Genomic DNA, 18,572 nt, shown 5'->3' with positions numbered 1-18,572 from the left:
TACTCCGTACTCCTGCCAGGCAAACGCATGACTTCCGCACCCCGCACCCTGTACGACAAACTGTGGGACGCCCACGTGGTGGTTCCAGAAACCGACAGCGCGCCCGCCGTGCTGTACATCGACCTGCACTTGATCCATGAAGTGACCTCTCCGCAGGCCTTCACCGAGTTGCGCGAGCGCGGCCTGAAGCCGCGCCGTCCGGATCGGACCAAGGCCACGATGGACCATTCCACGCCGACCCTGCCGGCCGCTGCAGACGGTACGCTGCCCTACGCCAGTGCCGCCTCCGAAGCACAGGTCGCGATGCTGGCGCGCAACTGCACCGAGCACGGCATCGAACTGTTCGACATGGCCTCGGACAACCGCGGCATCGTCCATGTGATCGCACCGGAACAGGGCTTCACCCAGCCGGGCATGACCATCGTCTGCGGCGACAGCCACACCTCCACCCACGGCGCATTCGGGTCGCTGGCCTTCGGCATCGGCACCAGCGAAGTCGGCCATGTACTGGCCACGCAGTGCCTGCTGCAGCGCAAGGCGAAGACGCTGGCGATCACCGTCGATGGCAAGCTCGCGCCGGGTATCGGCGCCAAGGATGTGGTCCTGCACATCATCGGCGTGATCGGCGTCAATGGTGGCACCGGGCACGTGATCGAGTTCCGCGGCAGCACCATCGAAGCGATGGACATGGAACAGCGCATGACCCTGTGCAACATGGCGATCGAAGCCGGCGCACGCGCCGGCATGGTCGCGCCCGACCAGGTGACATTCGACTTCGTCGCCAATACGCCGCGTGGCCCCAAGGGCGCCGACTTCGACGCTGCCGTTGCCCGCTGGACGCAGCTGCGCAGCGATGAAGGCGCGCGCTTCGACAGCGAGGTGCGCATCGATGCCGCCGATATCCGCCCGACCCTGACCTGGGGCACCCACCCCGGCACCGCCATCGCGGTGGATGCGCCGATCCCGGCGGCCAACGATGCCGCCGCGCAGAAGGGCCTGGATTACATGCACTTCCAGGCGGGACAGACGCTGGCCGGCACGCCGGTGGACGTGGTGTTCGTCGGCTCCTGCACCAATGGCCGGCTGAGCGACATGCGCGAAGTGGCACAGGTGCTGCGCGGCCGTCGCGTCGCCGAGCGCGTGCGCATGCTGGTGGTGCCCGGTTCCGAGATCGTCAAGCGCCAGGCCGAGGCCGAAGGCATCCACGAGATCGTACGCGCGGCCGGTGCCGAATGGCGCGAACCGGGCTGCTCGATGTGCATCGCCATGAATGGCGACCTGGTCGCCCCCGGCCAACTGGCGGTCAGCACCAGCAACCGCAATTTCGAAGGCCGCCAGGGCCCGGGCTCGCGCACGCTGCTGGCCTCGCCGATGAGTGCTGCCTGGGCCGCGGTGCAGGGCCACGTCGCCGATGCCCGTGAACTGTTCGCCCAGGAGGTGGCCTGATGAGCGGCTTCCGCACCCTGAGCTCGGCCAGCGTGGTGCTGCGCCAGACCAACATCGACACCGACCAGATCATTCCGGCGCGGTTCCTGTCAACCACCGAGCGCGCTGGCCTGGGCCGCAATGCGTTCAACGACTGGCGCTGGCAGGCCGATGGCTCGCCCGTGGCGGACTTCGCCTTCAACCAACCGCACAACGCCGGCCGCAGCATCCTGCTGGCCGGGCGCAACTTCGGCTGCGGCTCATCGCGCGAACATGCGCCGTGGGCGCTGACCGATCTCGGCGTGCGTGCCATCGTCAGCAGCGAGATCGCCGACATCTTCCGCGGCAATTCGCTGAAGAACGGCCTGCTGCCGATCGTGCTGGACGAGGCCGACGTGCAGCTGCTGATGCAGCGCCCTGACGATGAGCTGACCATCGACGTTGCGGCGCGCGAGCTGCGCACGCCCGATGGCCGCGTCTACTCCTTCCCGTTGGACGGCTTCTCGCAGACCTGCCTGCTGGAAGGCGTCGATCAACTGGGTTATCTATTGGGCCGTGTCCCTGAAATCGAACGTTACGAGAGTGAGCATGCACGCTGAAATTGTTGTCCTGCCCGGTGATGGCATCGGCCCGGAAGTGGCCGCCGCCGCGGTCGCCGTTCTGAACGCCGTCGCCAAGCGCTTCAACCACACCTTCACCTTCAGCGAGCACGACATCGGTGGCATCGCCATCGACCGCCACGGCGAACCGCTGCCGGCAGCGACCCTGGCCGCCTGCCAGGCCGCCAACGCGGTGCTGCTGGGCGCCGTGGGCGGGCCGAAGTGGTCCGACCCGAACGCCAAGGTGCGCCCGGAACAGGGCCTGCTGGCGATCCGCAAGGCGCTGGGCCTGTATGCCAACCTGCGTCCGGTGCGCACCCATGAAGCCGCACTGCACGCCTCGCCGATCAAGGCCGAACTGCTGCAGGGCGTGGACTTCGTGGTGGTGCGCGAACTGACCGGTGGCATCTACTTCGGCGACAAGACCCGCGATGCCAACAGCGCCAGCGATCTGTGCCGCTACACCGTGGCCGAGATCGAGCGTGTGCTGCGCAGTGCCTTCCGGTTGGCGCAGCAGCGTCGCGGCAAGGTCACTTCGGTGGACAAGGCCAACGTGCTGGAAACCTCACGCCTGTGGCGTGACGTGGCCGCGCGCATCGGCCGCGAGGAATTCCCGGACGTGGCGCTGGAACACCAGCTGGTCGATTCCATGGCGATGCATCTGCTGGCCAAGCCACGCGAGTACGACGTGATCGTGACCGAGAACATGTTCGGCGACATCCTCACCGATGAGGCCTCGATGCTGGCCGGTTCGCTGGGCCTGCTGCCATCGGCATCGCTGGGCGAGCCGGGTGCGGTGGGTATCTACGAGCCGATCCACGGCTCGGCACCGGACATCGCCGGCAAGGGCATCGCCAACCCGTACGCGACGATCTTCAGCGCGGCGATGCTGCTGCGCCATTCGCTGGGGCTGGAAGACGAAGCAGCAGCGGTGGAAGCGGCGGTGCACGCGGTGCTGGACGATGGCGTTTTCACCGCAGACCTGGCCGCCAAGGGCCACGCGGTGAGCACGGCGACGGCCACCGACGCGGTGCTGGCCAAACTGGGATGAGTGATCGGGGTACCGGACGGCGTCCGGTACCCGTTCTCTCTGCGCATCCCGCACTGACTCACTCAGTGCGGGATGTTCGCGCTCTGCGGATCGCTCGCGGCCGCGCGCATCTGCGAGCTGCTGCATCCGGTCAGGACAGTGCCGTCGTCGGCTCTGGCCACCACGCGTTCATGGATTCGGATGCTGCCCGAAGGCAGGCCGCTGCGCGACGCTTCGCGTTGCCAGACCTGCACGCCGGCCTGCTGGTGAGCAGTTGTCAGACCGGCATCGAGCAACACGCTTGCCACGTTGATTCTGCCAAGGTCTGCAGCGAACAGGCCGGCCGGTGCGGCCAGCACCTTGTCGGTGGCGATGCCCTGGATCTGCAGCGGCGTCTGCAGTTCGATCTGGAAGACGGGAAGCACCGTGCCGTTGATCGCATGCGTGGGTGCCGACACTGCGTGCACCTCTGCCGGCCATTCGCCCTGCGGTTGTTCCATCACCTGCTGCAGCAAGCGCCCGACGCGGCGCAGGGCCGCATCGTCGGCACGGCACTCGATGGCCGCTGTGAGGTCATTGGCATCTGCACGCTGCTGCCGATCCAGTGGCAACGTTCCCTGCGTGCTGGCAGATTGGGCAGTACATCCCAACCGGTAGCCGTCGCCATCGCTGCTCACCATGATCGACGGGGCCGACGTGTTGCCATCAACCGATCGTGCGGACCACACCCGGAAGGGTTCATGCAGCGTGCTCGACTGCAGCTGCAGGCCATGGCGGGCAACGATACGATCACGCGCTGCAGCGTCGATGGCAATGGACAACCCCTGCGCGTCTGCGAAAACGCGCAGGGTCCGGACGCCCTGCACGGTCAACGGCACCGGCAACTCGATGACCGTCACCGAAGCAGCGTCGGCGCCCCCGGCCTGCTCGAAATGCCAATCACGCAGATGCAACGGGCGACCGGCTGGATCGCCGTAGCGTGCCGCCCGCAGGGTGCTGGCGACGTTTCGCCGGGTATCAACATTGGCACGGCATTCGAGCACGGCAAGCAGGTTCTGCTCGAAGCGCAGGGCCTCGGTCTGCGCCGGCTCTGCATCGGCAAGACCGCAGCAGGCAACCAGCATCAGCACGCAAGCGCGGATCGTGCGAGGGAACATGCAGGCTCTCCGGCCCCGGGACAGCCCGCTATTGTGCCCGTGAACGCCCTGAAGCTGTCCACTTGGGGATCTACTGCGCAAACCCAAGCCTCGCGTGCCTCTACTTGGTGGTGTAACCACCATTGACCAGGATGGTCTGCCCAGTCATCCACCAGCCATCGGTCACCAGGAAGCGGATCCACGGCACGATGTCGGCGATGTCGGTCAGGCCGGTACGGGTGAAAGGCGACAGCGCCGCAGCAGTCTTGTGGTAGGCCTGCGCATCGGCACTCTCGGCCGGATAGAAGAACGGCGTATCCATCGGCCCGGGTCCGATCGCAGTCACCGAGATTCCACGCTCGCCAAACTCCTTCGATGCCGCGCGGGTGAAGTGTTCCACCGGCGCCTTGGTGCCCGCGTAGCTGGAATAGAACGGCGTGAACGCGCCCAGCAGCGACGTGACCAGCGTGCAGATGCGGCCGCCGTCGTTGACATGGCGTCCTGCCTCCTTGAGGAAGAAGAAGGCCGTCTTCGCATTGACCGCGCTCATCTGGTCGTACTCCGCTTCGCTGATGTCCAGCATCGGCTTCTTCAGCACTTTGCCGACGGTGTTGATGGCGATGTCGGGGCGACCGACGGCGGCGACCGCGTCGGCGAACAGACGCTCCATCGCAGCGGCCGAGGTCAGATCGGCCTGCAACGCCACGGCCTTGGCACCTGCGGCCTGCACCGCCGCAACGGTCGCCTCCGCGTCGGCCTGGGTGGCGGCGCTGTTGTAGTGGATGACGATGGCCTTGGCGCCCTGTTCGGCGAAGTCGCGGGCGATCAGCCCGCCGAGGTTCTTGGCACCGCCGGCGATCAGCACGGTCTTGCCCTGGATACGGTGGTCGGTCATGGCATCGGTCTCGGGAAGAGGCTGCCGGGCTGGCAACCCTGTGCCGACGACGATATCGTGCAGAAATTGCGGATAAAGACCGCAACATTGACTTAACTTTCCAAAGCGGGCGAACAATGGACCGGATCGAGCGTTTCCGCATCTTTGCCCGGGTGGTGGAGTGCACCAGCTTCACCCGCGCCTCCGACCAGCTCGGCCTGCCCCGCTCCACCGTCTCGGCGGCCGTGGCGGAACTCGAGCAGCGCCTGGGCACGCGCCTGCTGCAGCGCTCCACCCGCAGGGTCTCCACCACCCACGATGGCGACACGTTCTATGTTCGCTGCCTGCGCCTGATTGCCGAGGTGGAAGACGCCGAGTCGCTGTTCCGCCAGGACGACGCACAGCCGAGTGGCCTGTTGAAGATCGATGTACCCAGCCGCATCGGCCGCCGCATCATCGCCCCGGCGCTGCCGGACTTCTTCGCACGGCACCCCCAGGTCGAGCTGGACCTGGGCATGACCGATCGCGCGGTGAATCTGATCGAGGACGGCTGCGATGCGGTGCTGAGGGTGGGGCAGCTGGGTGACTCCAGTCTGGTGGCCCGCACGCTGGGCCAGCTGGACTTCGTCAACGTTGCCGCGCCGGCGTACCTGCACGCGCACGGCGTACCGCAGCACCCCACCGACCTGCAGCAGCACCGCGCGGTGAACTATGCGTCGCCGACCACGGCGCGGGTGGAACCGTGGGAATGGCAGGACGGCGCGCAGCTGCGCACGCTGCCGATGCCCGGCTGGGTGCGGGTGAACAGCGCCGAGGCGTCGATTGCCTGCTGCGTCGCGGGGCTGGGACTGCTGCAGATTCCACGCTACGACGTGCAGGCCGAACTGCAAACCGGTGCGCTGGTGGAAGTGATGCCCCAGTACGCGGCGCAGCCGCTGCCGGTGACCCTGTTGCTGCCGCACCGGCAGCATCGCGCGCAACGTGTGCAGGTGTTCCTGGATTGGCTGGTGCCGCTGCTGCGTGAGCGGCTGCAGTTGCAGGGGTGATCGGCCGGGCGGCTGCCCGGCGCCCGCAGAGGCGACGGCAACTGCAACTGCAAAAGCCGGAGCGGCTCTGGGTTGTTGCTTGGTTGGCGGGGAGGGGGCAGCTGGCGGGACACGCCGCAAGTACGTCCCTGTAGGCTCGGCCACGGCATCCATGCCGTGGACGGTCCCGCCACCTGCCCCCTCCCCGCCTCCGACAATTTCCCGATGACGGTTGGTGGATCCACGCCATGCGTGGATGAGGTGTATCCGACCCCAACCATCAGCACGCGGCTGTTGCTGTTGCTGTTGCTGTTGCTGTTGCTGTTGCTGTTGCTGTTGCCTTTGCTTTTGATCTTCTACTTTCTCTTCCTGCGGTGGAGGCCACAGGAAACTGTCCGTGGCCGGGTGGGCAGGTGGGCTGGGGGCGTAAGCGCCATGGATGGCGCGCCCGAGCCTACAGGGACGTACCTGCGGCGTCCCCCAGCCCACCTGCCCACCCGGCCAACCACGGCACTACTGCCACCACCGCAGAGGGGGCTCAGCCCGGTGGCCGGGAAACCCGGGGCATCACGCCCCGGATTCGTCCGGCTTGACCCGGAACCACGCTGCATACAGCGCCGGCAGGAACACCAGCGTCAGCACCGTGCCGACAATCAATCCACCCATGATCGAAATCGCCATCGAGCCATAGAACGCGCTGCGCGACAGCGGGATCATCGCCAGCACCGCCGCCAGCGCAGTCAGCACGATCGGGCGGAAACGCCGCACCGTCGCATCGATGATCGAATGCCAGCGGTCATGCCCGGCATCGATGTCCTGCTGGATCTGGTCGATCAGGATCACCGAGTTGCGCATGATCATGCCCGCCAGCGCGATGGTGCCCAGCAGCGCCACGAAGCCGAACGGCGCGCGGAACAGCAACAGGAACAGCGTCGCGCCGATGATGCCCAGCGGAGCGGTCACCAGCACCATCGCCGCACGCGAGAAGCTGCGCAGCTGCAGCATCAGCAACGTGGCCACCACGATCAGGAACAGCGGCATGCCGGCCTTGATCGAGTTCTGCCCGCGCGCCGAATCCTCCACCGAGCCGCCGGTCTCCAGCAGGTAGCCACTGGGCAGATCGGCACGGATGCCGTCCAGGGTCGGCACGATCTGCTGCACCACATCCAGCGGCTGCATGCCATCGCTGATGTCGGCACGCACGGTCACCGTCGGCAAACGGTTGCGGTGCCAGATGATGCCGTCTTCGAAGGCGTATTCCAGCCGCGCGACCTGCGACAGCGTCACCGCGGTGCCGCTGCTGGTCGGGATCGCCAGGCTGCCGAGCAGGTCCAGCTGCGCACGCTCGTTGTCCGGGCCACGCAGCAGCATCTCGATCTGGCGGTTGCCTTCGCGATAGGTGCTCACGCTCATGCCCGACAACGAGCTGCTGAGGAACTGGCTGACCTGCGCACTGCTGACGCCCAGCGCGCGGGCGCGGTCCTGGTCGATCACCAGCCGCACCACCTTGCTCGGCTCGCTCCAGTCCAGGTTCACGTTCATCACGTGCGGGTTCTCGCGCACCTTGGCCTCGACCTGGCGCGCGATCGCCTGCACCTGCGCGATGTGCTCGCCGGACACGCGCATCTGCACCGGATAACCGACCGGCGGCCCGTTCTCCAGGCGCGTCACCCGCATCTGCACATCCGGGAACTGCCTGATCACGTCCTTCAGCATCCAGTCGCGGGTCGATTCGCGGGCCTTGGCGTCTTCGGTGAGCACCACGAACTGGGCGAAGTTGGTGGCCGGCAGCTGCTGGTCCAGCGGCAGGTAGAAGCGCGGCGAACCGGTGCCGACGTAGGCCACGTAGTTGCTGATGCCTTCGCGCCCCTTCAGCAGCTTCTCCAGCTTGTCGGCCTGTGCCTGGGTCGCGGCCAGCGACGCACCTTCGGCCAGCTCGATGTCCACCATCAGTTCCGGACGGGTCGAGTCGGGGAAGAACTGCTGTGGCACGAAGCGGAACAGCATCAACGAACCGATGAACAGGGCGATGGTCGCAGCGATCACCCACCAGCGATGGCGCAGGCAGGTATCCAGGAACGCCCGGAAGCGCGTGTAGAACGGCCGCTGGTACGGATCATGATCGTGCGCATGCTCCTTCGGTGCGATCCAGCGCGCGAGTGACGGATGCCGGTCGGCCCACTGCAGGCGCTTGGCGCGCCAGCGACCGGCCAGGCTGTCCGGCTTCGGCAGCTGCGGGTTGAACAGGTCCGGCAGCATCTTGTCACCCAGGTACGGGATGAACAGCACTGCCGCGATCCACGACACCACCAGCGCGATGGTCACCACCTGGAACAGCGAACGGGTGTACTCACCCGTGCTGGATGCCGCCGTGGCGATGGGCAGGAAGCCAGCGGCAGTGATCAGGGTACCGGTCAACATCGGGAAGGCGGTGGATTCCCAGGCGAAACTGGCCGCGCGCAGGCGGTCGTAGCCCTGCTCCATCTTGGTGGCCATCATCTCCACCGCGATGATCGCATCGTCCACCAGCAGGCCCAGTGCCAGCACCAGTGCACCCAGCGAAATCTTGTGCAGGCCGATATCGAAGTAGTGCATGACGAAGAAGGTCATCGCCAGCACCAACGGGATGGTCACGCCCACCACCAGGCCGGTACGCAGGCCCAGCGAGAAGAAGCTGACCAGCAGCACGATCACCACCGCTTCAGTGAGCACCTGCACGAACTCGCCCACCGACTCTTCCACCGCATGCGGCTGGTCGGACACCTTGCGCAGCTGCATGCCGGCCGGCAGGGTCTTCTGCAGGCGTTCGAACTCGGCATCCAGGGTGGCACCGAGCTTGAGGATGTCACCGCCGTCCTTCATCGCCACCGCCAGGCCGATCGCATCCTGGCCCATGAAGCGCATCTTAGGCGAGGCCGGATCGGCAAAGCCGCGCTTGACCTCGGCGATGTCGCCCAGATGCAGCGTGCGTTCGCCGGCCTGGATCGGGAATTTGCGGATGTCCTCGATCGAATCGAACTGACCGGTCACGCGCAGCTGCACGCGGTCGGTCGGGGTTTCGAAGAAGCTGGTGGCGCTGACCGCGTTCTGGTCGGCCAGCGCCTGCTGCACCTGTTGCAGCGACACGCCCAGCGTGGCCAGCTTGGTGTTGGACAGCTCGATCCACACCTTCTCGTCCTGCAGGCCGACCAGGTCGATCTTGCCGACGTCGGGTACGCGCTGCAGCTCCAGCTGGATGCGGTCGGCATAGTCGCGCATCACCGCGTAGTCGAAGCCTTCGCCGGTCAATGCATAGATGTTGCCGAAGGTGTCGCCGAACTCATCGTTGTAGAAGGGCCCGACGATCTCCCTCGGCAGCGTCGCGCGGATATCGCCCACGCGCTTGCGCACCTGGTACCACAGGTCCGGGATCTGCTTGGAGCGCAGGCTGTCGCGCGCCATGAAGATCACCTGCGATTCGCCCGGCCGCGAGTACGAACGGATGAATTCGTACTCGCCGGTGTTCATCAACGCTTTTTCGATCGGCTCGGTCACCTGACGCGAGACCTGCTCGGCGGTCGCGCCCGGCCACATCGTGCGTACCACCATCGCCTTGAAGGTGAAGGGTGGATCTTCGGACTGGCCCAGATGCTTGTACGACCAGGCACCAATGACGGCAAACGCCAGCATCGCGAACAACACCAGCGCACGGTTGCCCAGCGCCCATTCGGAGAGATTGAAGCGGCGCACGGGTCAGTGCCCCTTGCCTGCGGCCGGCGCCGGCTTGGCGGCCGACGGTGCCAGCACCGGGCGGTTCTGGCGGTCGACCGGCGTCACCACCTGGCCTTCGCGCAGCAGATGGCCGCCGGCAGCGACCACCCAGTCCGTCGCGCCCACGCCGGACACGACCGGCACGGCCTGCGCGCCGTAGGCACCGACCTGCACCGGCGTTGCCTTCAGTGCACCATTGGACGGATTGACCACCCACACGCTGGCCTTGCCATCACTGCCGCGCAGCACGGCCGCCAGCGGCAGCTGCAACGCACCACTGCGCCCGGCGGTGGCGAACACCCGCGCACTCTGGCCCAGTTCCACTTCGCTCAGAGCTTCCGGCGCCAGGCTCACGCGCGTGGCATAGGTACGGGCCTGTGCATCGGCGGCCGGGGCGATCTCGCGCAGGGTACCCGGCAGCAGCTGGCCCGGGCGGTTCCACAGTTCCACCTGCACCGACTGGCCGACCTTGTAGTCGCGGATGCTGCTTTCCGGCAGCGCGATCAGCACCTCACGGCCACCATCGGCGGCCAGGGTGAGCACCGTCTGCCCCGCGCTCACGACCTGCCCGGCTTCGGCCTGGCGGCTGGCGATCACGCCATCGGCGGGCGCGCGCAGCTGCGCGTACTCGGCCTGGTTGCGGGCTACGGCGAGGTTGGCCCGGGCGGCGTTGGCCTGCCCCTGTGCAGCCTTGAATGCCGCCGTCTGCTGGTCCAGTGCCGAGCGGCTCACCAGCTGGTCTTCCGCCAGCTTGGCATAGCGCTTCTGGTCATCGCGGGCGCGCACCAGGTCTGCTTCCGCCGCCGCCAGCTGCGCCTGCGACGCCGCCGCCTGCGAGGCGTAGTCGGCCGCATCCAGCTCGGCCAGCAGCTGGCCCTTCTTCACCCGCTCGCCAGCGTCGACATGGCGCTTGACCAGGTTGCCGCCAACCCGGAACGACAAGGGGCTTTCCTGGCGGGCACGCACCTCGCCGGGGTAGGCGGCCGCGGCCTGTCCATCCTGCGTGGTGGGATGCACCACCAGCACCGGAATGGCCGCCGCCGGCTCGGCGGCCTGCTTGCCGCACGCTGCCAACACCACGACCAGCACGCCTACGCCCAACCAACGCATGTTTTTCATGAGGTACAGGACCTGAAAAGAAAACCGGGGGGAACGCGCCGGCAACATGCTGTTGCAGCGCGGACATTAGTGAACCAGTCGGTATAGTATAAATATCGAACCGCTTGGTCTAGTATTAGTGGAATGAGTTCTCCCACTTCCCGAAAGCCGACGGCCAAGCCCGTTGCCAAGGCTGCCGGTCCCGGGCGCCCCAAGGATCTGGGCAAGCGCGCGGCGATTCTCGAGGCAGCCAAGACACTGTTCATCGAGCAGGGCTACAGCGGCGTGAGCATGGACAGCATTGCTGCCCAGGCCGGCGTCTCGAAGCTGACCGTCTACAGCCATTTCGGCGACAAAGAGACCCTGTTCTCCGAAGCTGTGCAGTCCAAGTGCATCGAGATGCTGCCCGACGCGCTGTTCGTGGCCGACGTCGAAGGCCCCCTGCGTGACCAGTTGCTGGGCATCGGCATGGCGTTCTTCGAAATGATCACCTCCGACGCGGCCCTGTCGATCCAGCGGATGATGATGGCGCCGGAGACCGACGAGCGCCTGCGCGAACTGTTCTGGCAGGCGGGCCCGCAACGCACCTGCGAGGCACTGGCCGACTTCATGCGTTCGCGTGCCGAGCGCGGCGAACTGGATATCCCCGACTGCTACATCGCCGGCCAGCAGTTCCTGACCCTGGTGAAGGGCGAAGTGCACATGCATATGATGTGCGGCATGCCACTGTCCCCCGTCGAGACCGATGCTGCGATCCACGTGGCCGCCAGCGTGGATTTCTTCCTGCGCGCCTACGCGCCGCGGGGGGCGGGGAACGCTGGATAACCAAAACTGAACGAACCGGAGGTCGCGATGACTTCCGGCACTGCGACCCCGGCCACCCCGCAGCTGATGCTCTGGGCGCGCCGCCGGCCCCCGGCACCGGTAAAATGGCCGGCCCACTGCGCTGGATTTGAACCTCATGACGATTGATTACGCCCACGCCCGCGAACTGATGGTGGAACAGCAGATCCGTCCCTGGGACGTGCTGGACATCAAGGTGCTCGACGTCCTGGCCCGCCTGCCGCGCGAGGTCTTCGTCGCCGACGCGCACCGGGCGCTGGCCTATGCCGATGTCGAACTGCCGATCGGCAACGGCCAGAAGATGATGAAGCCGGTCATCGAGGGCCGTACCCTGCAGGCACTGGATCTGCAGCCGGGTGACGAAGTGCTGGAAATCGGCACCGGCAGCGGCTTCCTGTCGGCCTGCATCGGCGCGCTGGCGCGCGACGTGCTGAGCCTGGAGATCGATCCGGAACTGGCCGCCGCTGCGCGCGCCCGCCTGGATGCCACCGGCCTGGGTACCAACGTGCGCGTGGAAGTGGCCGATGGCCTGGCCTGGCAGACCGAACGCCGCTTCGACGTGATCTGTGTCACTGGCGCCGTCGACGTGGTGCCGTCACAGTTTGCTTCGTGGTTGCGTCCGGGTGGTCGCCTGTATGTCATCCAGGGCCGTTCGCCGGCGATGGAAGCACTGCTGGTGAAGGCCGATGGCAGCACCGAGTCGCTGTTCGAGACCGATATCGATTACCTGCGTGGTGCCGCCCCGGCCCCCCAGTTCCACCTCTGAGTCCAAGGAAGCCGCAATGATCCGCCGATCCCTCGCTGTTGCGCTGGCCACTGCCCTGCTGCCGTTGTCCGCCCATGCCGCCGACCTGCTGCAGGTCTATGAAATGGCGCGCAATGGTGACCCGCAGCTGTCCGCCGCCGAATCCACCCGGCTGTACGACAAGGAAGGCGCCGTGCAGGCGCGTGCTGCGCTGCTGCCGCAGATCAATGGCCAGGCCCAGTTGAGCCGCACCCGCACCGAAGCCGACCATGATGCCAACTCCGGCACGGTCACCAGCAAGCGTCGCAACTACACGATCGACGGTTCGCAGACGCTGTTCAACTGGACCCAGATCAACAACCTGCGTTCGCAGCGCGAGCTGAGCAAGGCGGCTGATTTCACCCTCGATTCGGCCAACGACAACCTGATCGTGCGCACCTCGGCGGCCTACTTCAACGTGCTGGTGGCGATCGAATCGCTGAACGCCGCACAGACCAACGAAGCGGCCGCGAAGAAGCAGTTCGACTTCGCCGACAAGCGCCTGGAAGTGGGCCTGGCGCCGATCACCGACGTGCACGAGGCCCGCGCCCAGTACGACCAGGCGCGTGCCAACACCATCGTTGCGCAGAACACCCTGGCCGACAACTACCAGGCCCTGACCGAACTGACCGGCCAGCCGGTGGTCAACCTGAAGGGCCTGCCGGCCGATTTCCGTCCGGAAGTGCCGGCCAACCGCGGCAACCTGGACCAGCTGGTGCAGCAGGCGACCACGCAGAATCCGGCGCTGAAGGCGCAGGAGCTGAAGGTCGGTGCCGCCGAAGCCGGCGTGCAGGCCGCCCGTGGCGGTCACTACCCGACCCTGTCGCTGGGCGGCAGCTGGGGCAAGAGCGCAACCTGGGGCGACAGCGTCGGCGCCGGTTCGCTCTCGCCCGATGCACGCACCAACAGCATCGGCCTGACCCTGAGCGTGCCGATCTTCTCCGGCGGCGCCACCCAGTCCGGCGTGCGCCAGGCGCTGGCCCAGCGTGACATCGCCCAGGACGGTTTCGAGCAGCAGAAGCGCGCGCTGGACCGCAACACCCGCAATGCCTACCAGACCCTGGTGCAGGGCATCAGCGAAGTGGAAGCGCGCCGTTTGGCCGTGGTTTCCGCGCAGAGCGCCTACGATGCCTCGCAGGTCGGCCTGGAAGTGGGTACCCGCACCGTGCTGGACGTGATCCAGAACCAGCGCATCCTGTTCTCCGCACAGCTGGATTACGCGCAGGCCCGCTACAACTTCCTGCAGAACCGCCTGCTGCTGAGCCAGGCCGTGGGTGGCCTGGATGTCGCCGAACTGCAGGACATCAACCGCCTGCTGACCCAGGACGCGGGCAACCCGTCGACGACCACGAACTGAGTCGGCGCGACCGGCCTGGTCAGAAAGCCACCCGCGAGGGTGGCTTTTTTATTGATTGCAGATGGCCTGCGGTGAGGGGCGCTAACGCGAACGCCCGGCGCGTCGACGCACCAGGCCGCCTGCCAACCCGACCACCAGCACCACCAGCACCACCAGCACGGGTACGAACAGACGCGACGTGACTGCCGGCAACAGGCACAGTGCAGTTGCCAAAGGGGCAAGCACCATCGGGATCAACCGCCGTTCGCCGGCCACATCCGTCGCCCGCCAATGACTGCGCGCAACGCCCAGGCACACGGCGGCCAGCACCAGTAGACCAGCAGGGCCCGGCAGCTGTGGAAGCCACCCCTCCGGCAGCGACAGCGCCAACGCCGCCGACAGCACGGTCAGCGCCAGCGTCAGCAGCAAACGCGCACCGGTACCCACTTCGCCGGACTTCGGCGGCCAGACTTCCCTCCCAAGCCGCGCGGCCAACAGCAGCAGCACCAACTGCAGGGCCGCCAGCCCCGCGCCGCCCGCCAACGGCAACAGTGGCAGCAACCACTGCAGCTGCGGGATCCCCTGCAACGCCACCGACAGCGGCCGCGTGCTGGCCAACGCGGCAAACTCGACGAGGCCCGACTGCAGCGCAGCCAGTACCATCAGCCACAACATCGCCATCAGCACCGCTGCGCCGGCGGCTCTGGAAACCTGCGAACGAGGGCGCGGCACCCGCCCGCAGAACCCTGCCAGCAGGCCTGCACCCTGCAGGACGCCGAGCAATGCCACGCCCGCTGCCAGCACGCCACCCACCCCGAAGCGATAGGGCGCGGTAGCCGATGGCAGCCACGGAATCCAATGCGCGTAGTGCACATGGCGTGCTGCCAGCAACAACAGCAGCAGGCCCACGCCCAGCTTCACCGTCAACAGTGCACTGGCCAACAACAGCGCGCGCGGCGTCCGCAGCACTGCAGCGGCGGCCCCCAGCAGCAGCACCAGGATCGCCGCCGCCAGCGGCAAGGGCAGCCACTGCCCGGGTGCAGCGTCGATGACCTCGGCGGCTGCGTACAGATGACGCGCCATCGATTGCGCCAGCCCTGCGATGGTCGCCGTCAGTTCCAGCAGCAGGGCAATCACCAGTACGTCGGCAGGCAGCCTGCCCCAGGCGGCACGCAGCAGACCATGCAGACCCGAAGCCTCCGGCAGGCGCCGCATCGCCATGCGCAGGCAATACAGCATCGGCACTGCGCCCAGCGCCGCCAGCAACAGGCTGAAGACAATGGCGGGCCCCGCCTGAGCCGCCGTGTGCTGCCCGACCAGGGCGACAACGCTGCCGCCCAACAGCAGGGTCAGCGCCACCACCAGCAGATGGTCGGTGCCCAGCCTCCCGGGCTTCGCGCTGGCGTGCAGCGCGCCTCCGTTGTCGCCGATCATTCAAAGCTCCCTTGATGTCGCCCAAGCGTGGTCGACAACAAGCTGGCAGCCTGACGCGGTAAGCGGAATCGGAATCTGCGCCATACGAACGATGATGTGACAGCTTGCACGCCGTGGGCGGTGGTAGCGGTCCAACCACGACAGATTCACCACCATCAAGCAGACTTGATGCAGGCGTTCACGACAGCGCAACGCCGGGCCGCCCTTGAAACACCTGATGACGACAGGCCGGGTCTCAGGCCAGCGGCGGCGGCAGGTGCGGCGCCACCAGCTGCAGGGTCCGCTGCAGCGCGCCGCGGCCATTGCTGACCAGCGTGCAACCGGCGCGGGCCATGTCTTCGCGCGCCTGCACGTCCTCGAGCAGGTGCAGCAGCAGATCACCCACGGCCTGCACGTCCTCGCCGATCAGCAGGGCACCGGCCTCGCGCATGCGCCGCGAGATCTCGGCGAAGTTGTGCAGGTGCGGGCCGGTCACCGCTGCGGTGCCCATCGCTGCCGGTTCCAGCAGGTTGTGGCCGCCGATGGCCTGCAGGCTGCCACCGACGAAGGCGACCTGGGCACAGCCGTAGAACGGCATCAGTTCGCCCAGCGTGTCGATGACGAAGACATCGCTACGCGCGTCCGGCCACTGCTGTGCGCGCCGCGTCGACACGTTCCAGCCCTGCTCGCGGGCCAGCGCCTCCACCCTGGGGAAGCGCTCGGGATGCCGCGGCGCCCACAGCAGCAGCAGGTCCGGATGCTGCTGGCGCAGGCGGCGGTGCAGGTCGATCACTGCCTGCTCCTCACCATCATGCGTGCTGGCCGCGATCCACACCGGGCGCGTGGCCGGCACATGGGCATGGAACTGTTCGATGAAGGGCTGCACGTCCGGCGTGGCGATGTCGAACTTCAGGTTGCCCAGTGCCTGCACCTGTTCCGGCGCCGCGCCCAGCTGCACGAACCGCGCAGCGTCATCCTGCGACTGTGCGGCCACGCAGGTGACCGTGCGCAGCGCACGCCGGATCAACGCCGCCAGCACGCGGTAGCCGCGCAGCGATCGGGCCGACAGGCGCGCATTGAGGATGTACACCGGAATGCGACGGTCGCGGCAACCGAACAGCATGTTCGGCCACAGCTCGGTTTCCAGGATCAGCGCCAGGCTGGGCTGGAAGTGCCCGAGGAAGCGGTTGACGCTGCCCGGCACGTCGTATGGCAGGTACACATGGTCCAGCGCATCGCCCCACAGCGCGCGCACCCGTTCCGAGCCGGTCGGGGTGATGGTGGTGATGACCCAGCGGATGTCCGGCCGCTGTGCGCGCAGCGCATTGACCAGCGGCGCAGCGGCGTTGACCTCGCCCACCGAAACCGCGTGCAGCCAGACCCGGGGCTGGCCGCTGGGCTGCGGATAGGATGCGTAGCGTTCATCCCAGCGCCGGAAGTATTCACGGACCCGGAAGCCGCGCCAGACCAGGTGGTACACGGTGATCGGCAGCAGGAGGTACAGCACGGCCGAGTACAGGCCACGCAGGATCCATTCGACAGGGTCTTTACGCATGCGGCAAGGATACGGGAGCCCCCCGGGAAAGACACGCGGCCGGATTGGTAGAATGGCGGCATGTCCGATGCCACCACCGCCGTCCGTCCGTCGCTGCGTGATCCACGCAACTGGCCGATGTTTGCCGTCATGTTCACTGCCTTCGGGATCGCCCGGCTGCCGTGGACGCTGCAGCGCGTGCTGGGCCGTGGGGTCGGCTCGATCGCCTGGCGCCTGGCCGGCAGCCGCCGCCATGCCGCCGAGGTCAACCTCAAGCTGTGCTTCCCCGAGAAGGACGAGGCCTGGCGCAAGCGCCTGGTGCGCGACAGCTTCGATGCCCTGGGTGTGGGCATCTTCGAATGCGCGCGTTCCTGGTGGGGCAGCATCGACAGCATCCGCCCGCAGGTGCACATCGAAGGGCTGGAACACCTCAAGCAGATGCAGGCCGAAGGCCGTGGCGTGCTGCTGGTCTCGGGCCACTTCATGACCCTGGAGATGTGCGGCCGCCTGCTGTGCGACCACGTCGACCTGTCCGGCATGTACCGCAAGCACAAGAACCCGGTGTACGAGTGGGCGGTGAAGTTCGGCCGCCTGCGCTATGCCAAGGCGATGTACGCCAACGAGGACATCCGCGCGACGGTGCGCCACCTGAAAAAGGGCGGCTTCCTCTGGTACGCCCCCGACCAGGACATGCGCGGCAAGGACACCGTGTTCGTGCCGTTCTTCGGCCACACTGCCTCCACCATCACCGCCACCCACCAGCTGGCGCGGATGACCGGTTGTGCGGTCATCCCCTACTTCCATCGCCGCGAAGGCGGGAAGTACTTCCTGAAGATCGGCGCGCCGCTGGAGAATTTCCCCAGCGAGGACGTCGAAGCCGATACCGCGCGGGTCAACCAGGCCATCGAGCAGATGGTGCGCGAGGCACCGGACCAGTACCTGTGGATCCATCGCCGCTTCAAGCGCCAGCCAGGCGGGCGCAGCGATTTCTACAAGTGACGTGAGATTTGGATGGCTCATCCACGCATGGCGTGGATCTACCCGGCGGCTGGTTTCATCCACGCATGGCGTGGATCTACCGGGAATGCCGATCAGCAGCCAGCCGCCGATCAGTAGATCCACGCCATGCGTGGATGTTCTCTCTTCCGATGCCGGAATCTACAACGGCCAACGACACCAGGCGTGAGGGTAGTCCCCCAGCCCACCAGCCAATCCGGCCCGCACCGGATTGCCCAGGATGTACATCGCCTTGTCATGAAGGGATTCATCGGTACGCACCGCATGGTCGTGATAGCCGTGCTGCCAGAGCGGCCCTTTTCGTCCCGATATCCGGTTCAGCTGCCGGCTGCTGCGTGATTTCAGCAACGCCATGCACTGGGCCAGCGTTCCCTTCTGCAGCTCCATCAACCAGTGCAGGTGATCGGGCATCACCACCCAGGCAAGGCTGTGGCTGATGCCGCTGCGTTCGACGAAGCGCAGCGCGTCCACCAGCACAGCGACATTGCCTGCGTCGGAGAAGAATGGCTCCCGGCCGTGTGTTGTCGTGGTCAGGGAATAGACATTTCCCGTGCGGGAGTAGCGACCGTAGCGGAGTCTGGGGCTTGCCATGGGGACAGACTGCGGTTTGCGCGGTCATCCTTGCATTGGCGGACCACCCTGCGGACGGTCGGGAAAAGCCGCGACACTGGCCAATGTTCATGGGAAAGCCCATCCACGCATGGCGTG

Annotated in this window: 15 protein-coding genes; 8 read left to right on the top strand and 7 right to left on the bottom strand. The window is 66.8% G+C overall.

What is annotated here, in order from left to right; translation table 11 throughout:
* The first annotated feature begins 27 nt into the window (after window positions 1-27).
* From leuC to leuB, 3 genes are read left to right on the top strand one after another with little or no spacing between them, the layout of a single operon-like run.
* Window positions 28-1,446 (top strand): 3-isopropylmalate dehydratase large subunit, encoded by a 1,419-nt coding sequence (leuC, locus tag K5K93_RS16180; RefSeq protein WP_222388411.1) that lies wholly within the window; start codon window positions 28-30, stop codon window positions 1,444-1,446.
* Window positions 1,446-2,024 (top strand): 3-isopropylmalate dehydratase small subunit, encoded by a 579-nt coding sequence (gene leuD / locus K5K93_RS16175; RefSeq protein WP_093817958.1) that lies wholly within the window; start codon window positions 1,446-1,448, stop codon window positions 2,022-2,024. The genes leuC and leuD overlap by 1 nt, the downstream gene beginning before the upstream one ends.
* Entirely contained in the window at window positions 2,014-3,075 is a 1,062-nt protein-coding gene (gene leuB, locus K5K93_RS16170) for a 3-isopropylmalate dehydrogenase (protein WP_222388410.1), read from the top strand. The genes leuD and leuB overlap by 11 nt, the downstream gene beginning before the upstream one ends.
* A 62-nt stretch (window positions 3,076-3,137) precedes the next feature.
* Here the strand turns inward: leuB and K5K93_RS16165 are convergent, their stop codons facing one another.
* Together K5K93_RS16165 and K5K93_RS16160 are read right to left on the bottom strand one after the other, a co-directional pair.
* Complete coding sequence (locus K5K93_RS16165) at window positions 3,138-4,211, bottom strand: hypothetical protein (RefSeq protein ID WP_222388409.1); 1,074 nt, start codon at window positions 4,209-4,211, stop codon at window positions 3,138-3,140.
* Between the two features lie 100 nt (window positions 4,212-4,311).
* On the bottom strand, window positions 4,312-5,085 hold the full coding sequence (locus K5K93_RS16160; RefSeq protein WP_222388408.1) for an SDR family oxidoreductase: 774 nt from the start codon (window positions 5,083-5,085) through the stop codon (window positions 4,312-4,314).
* Between the two features lie 116 nt (window positions 5,086-5,201).
* On the opposite strand from K5K93_RS16160, the gene K5K93_RS16155 reads away from it, so the two are divergent.
* Entirely contained in the window at window positions 5,202-6,110 is a 909-nt protein-coding gene (locus K5K93_RS16155) for a LysR family transcriptional regulator (protein WP_222388407.1), read from the top strand.
* A 546-nt stretch (window positions 6,111-6,656) separates the two neighbouring features.
* Here K5K93_RS16155 and K5K93_RS16150 read toward each other — a convergent pair.
* Together K5K93_RS16150 and K5K93_RS16145 are read right to left on the bottom strand one after the other, a co-directional pair.
* Window positions 6,657-9,818 carry an efflux RND transporter permease subunit gene (locus K5K93_RS16150; protein ID WP_093817963.1) on the bottom strand — a complete coding sequence of 1,054 codons (3,162 nt, stop codon included), beginning with the start codon at window positions 9,816-9,818 and terminating at the stop codon, window positions 6,657-6,659.
* 3 nt (window positions 9,819-9,821) lie between these two features.
* On the bottom strand, window positions 9,822-10,958 hold the full coding sequence (locus K5K93_RS16145; protein ID WP_222388406.1) for an efflux RND transporter periplasmic adaptor subunit: 1,137 nt from the start codon (window positions 10,956-10,958) through the stop codon (window positions 9,822-9,824).
* Between the two features lie 123 nt (window positions 10,959-11,081).
* Here K5K93_RS16145 and K5K93_RS16140 point away from each other — a divergent pair, with 123 nt between their 5' ends.
* The 3 genes from K5K93_RS16140 (at window position 11,082) to K5K93_RS16130 (ending at window position 13,921) form a co-directional block, all read left to right on the top strand.
* Window positions 11,082-11,762: a TetR/AcrR family transcriptional regulator gene (locus K5K93_RS16140; protein WP_117311341.1), complete on the top strand. Its 681-nt coding sequence runs from the start codon at window positions 11,082-11,084 to the stop codon at window positions 11,760-11,762.
* Window positions 11,763-11,898: 136 nt separating this feature from the next.
* On the top strand, window positions 11,899-12,546 hold the full coding sequence (locus K5K93_RS16135) for a protein-L-isoaspartate O-methyltransferase (protein WP_222388405.1): 648 nt from the start codon (window positions 11,899-11,901) through the stop codon (window positions 12,544-12,546).
* A 16-nt stretch (window positions 12,547-12,562) separates the two neighbouring features.
* Window positions 12,563-13,921 (top strand): TolC family outer membrane protein, encoded by a 1,359-nt coding sequence (locus K5K93_RS16130; protein ID WP_025874136.1) that lies wholly within the window; start codon window positions 12,563-12,565, stop codon window positions 13,919-13,921.
* Window positions 13,922-14,002: 81 nt separating this feature from the next.
* On the opposite strand, the gene K5K93_RS16125 is transcribed toward K5K93_RS16130, so the two are convergent.
* On the bottom strand, window positions 14,003-15,334 hold the full coding sequence (locus tag K5K93_RS16125) for an amino acid transporter (RefSeq protein ID WP_261311865.1): 1,332 nt from the start codon (window positions 15,332-15,334) through the stop codon (window positions 14,003-14,005).
* Between the two features lie 235 nt (window positions 15,335-15,569).
* Window positions 15,570-16,868 carry a lipid IV(A) 3-deoxy-D-manno-octulosonic acid transferase gene (waaA, locus tag K5K93_RS16120; RefSeq protein ID WP_222388404.1) on the bottom strand — a complete coding sequence of 433 codons (1,299 nt, stop codon included), beginning with the start codon at window positions 16,866-16,868 and terminating at the stop codon, window positions 15,570-15,572.
* Between the two features lie 60 nt (window positions 16,869-16,928).
* On the opposite strand from waaA, the gene K5K93_RS16115 reads away from it, so the two are divergent.
* Window positions 16,929-17,846, top strand: coding sequence for an LpxL/LpxP family Kdo(2)-lipid IV(A) lauroyl/palmitoleoyl acyltransferase (locus K5K93_RS16115; RefSeq protein WP_025874133.1), 918 nt, complete (start codon window positions 16,929-16,931; stop codon window positions 17,844-17,846).
* Between the two features lie 159 nt (window positions 17,847-18,005).
* On the opposite strand, the gene K5K93_RS16110 is transcribed toward K5K93_RS16115, so the two are convergent.
* Window positions 18,006-18,455, bottom strand: a complete 450-nt coding sequence (locus tag K5K93_RS16110; RefSeq protein WP_059065052.1) for a transposase — start codon at window positions 18,453-18,455, stop codon at window positions 18,006-18,008.
* Window positions 18,456-18,572: the final 117 nt, after the last annotated feature.

Source organism: Stenotrophomonas sp. DR822 (assembly GCF_019793815.1).
Lineage (GTDB): Bacteria > Pseudomonadota > Gammaproteobacteria > Xanthomonadales > Xanthomonadaceae > Stenotrophomonas > Stenotrophomonas indicatrix.
The sequence above is the reverse complement of the archived record's forward strand: the minus strand, read 5'-3'. Positions and strand labels throughout refer to the sequence as shown.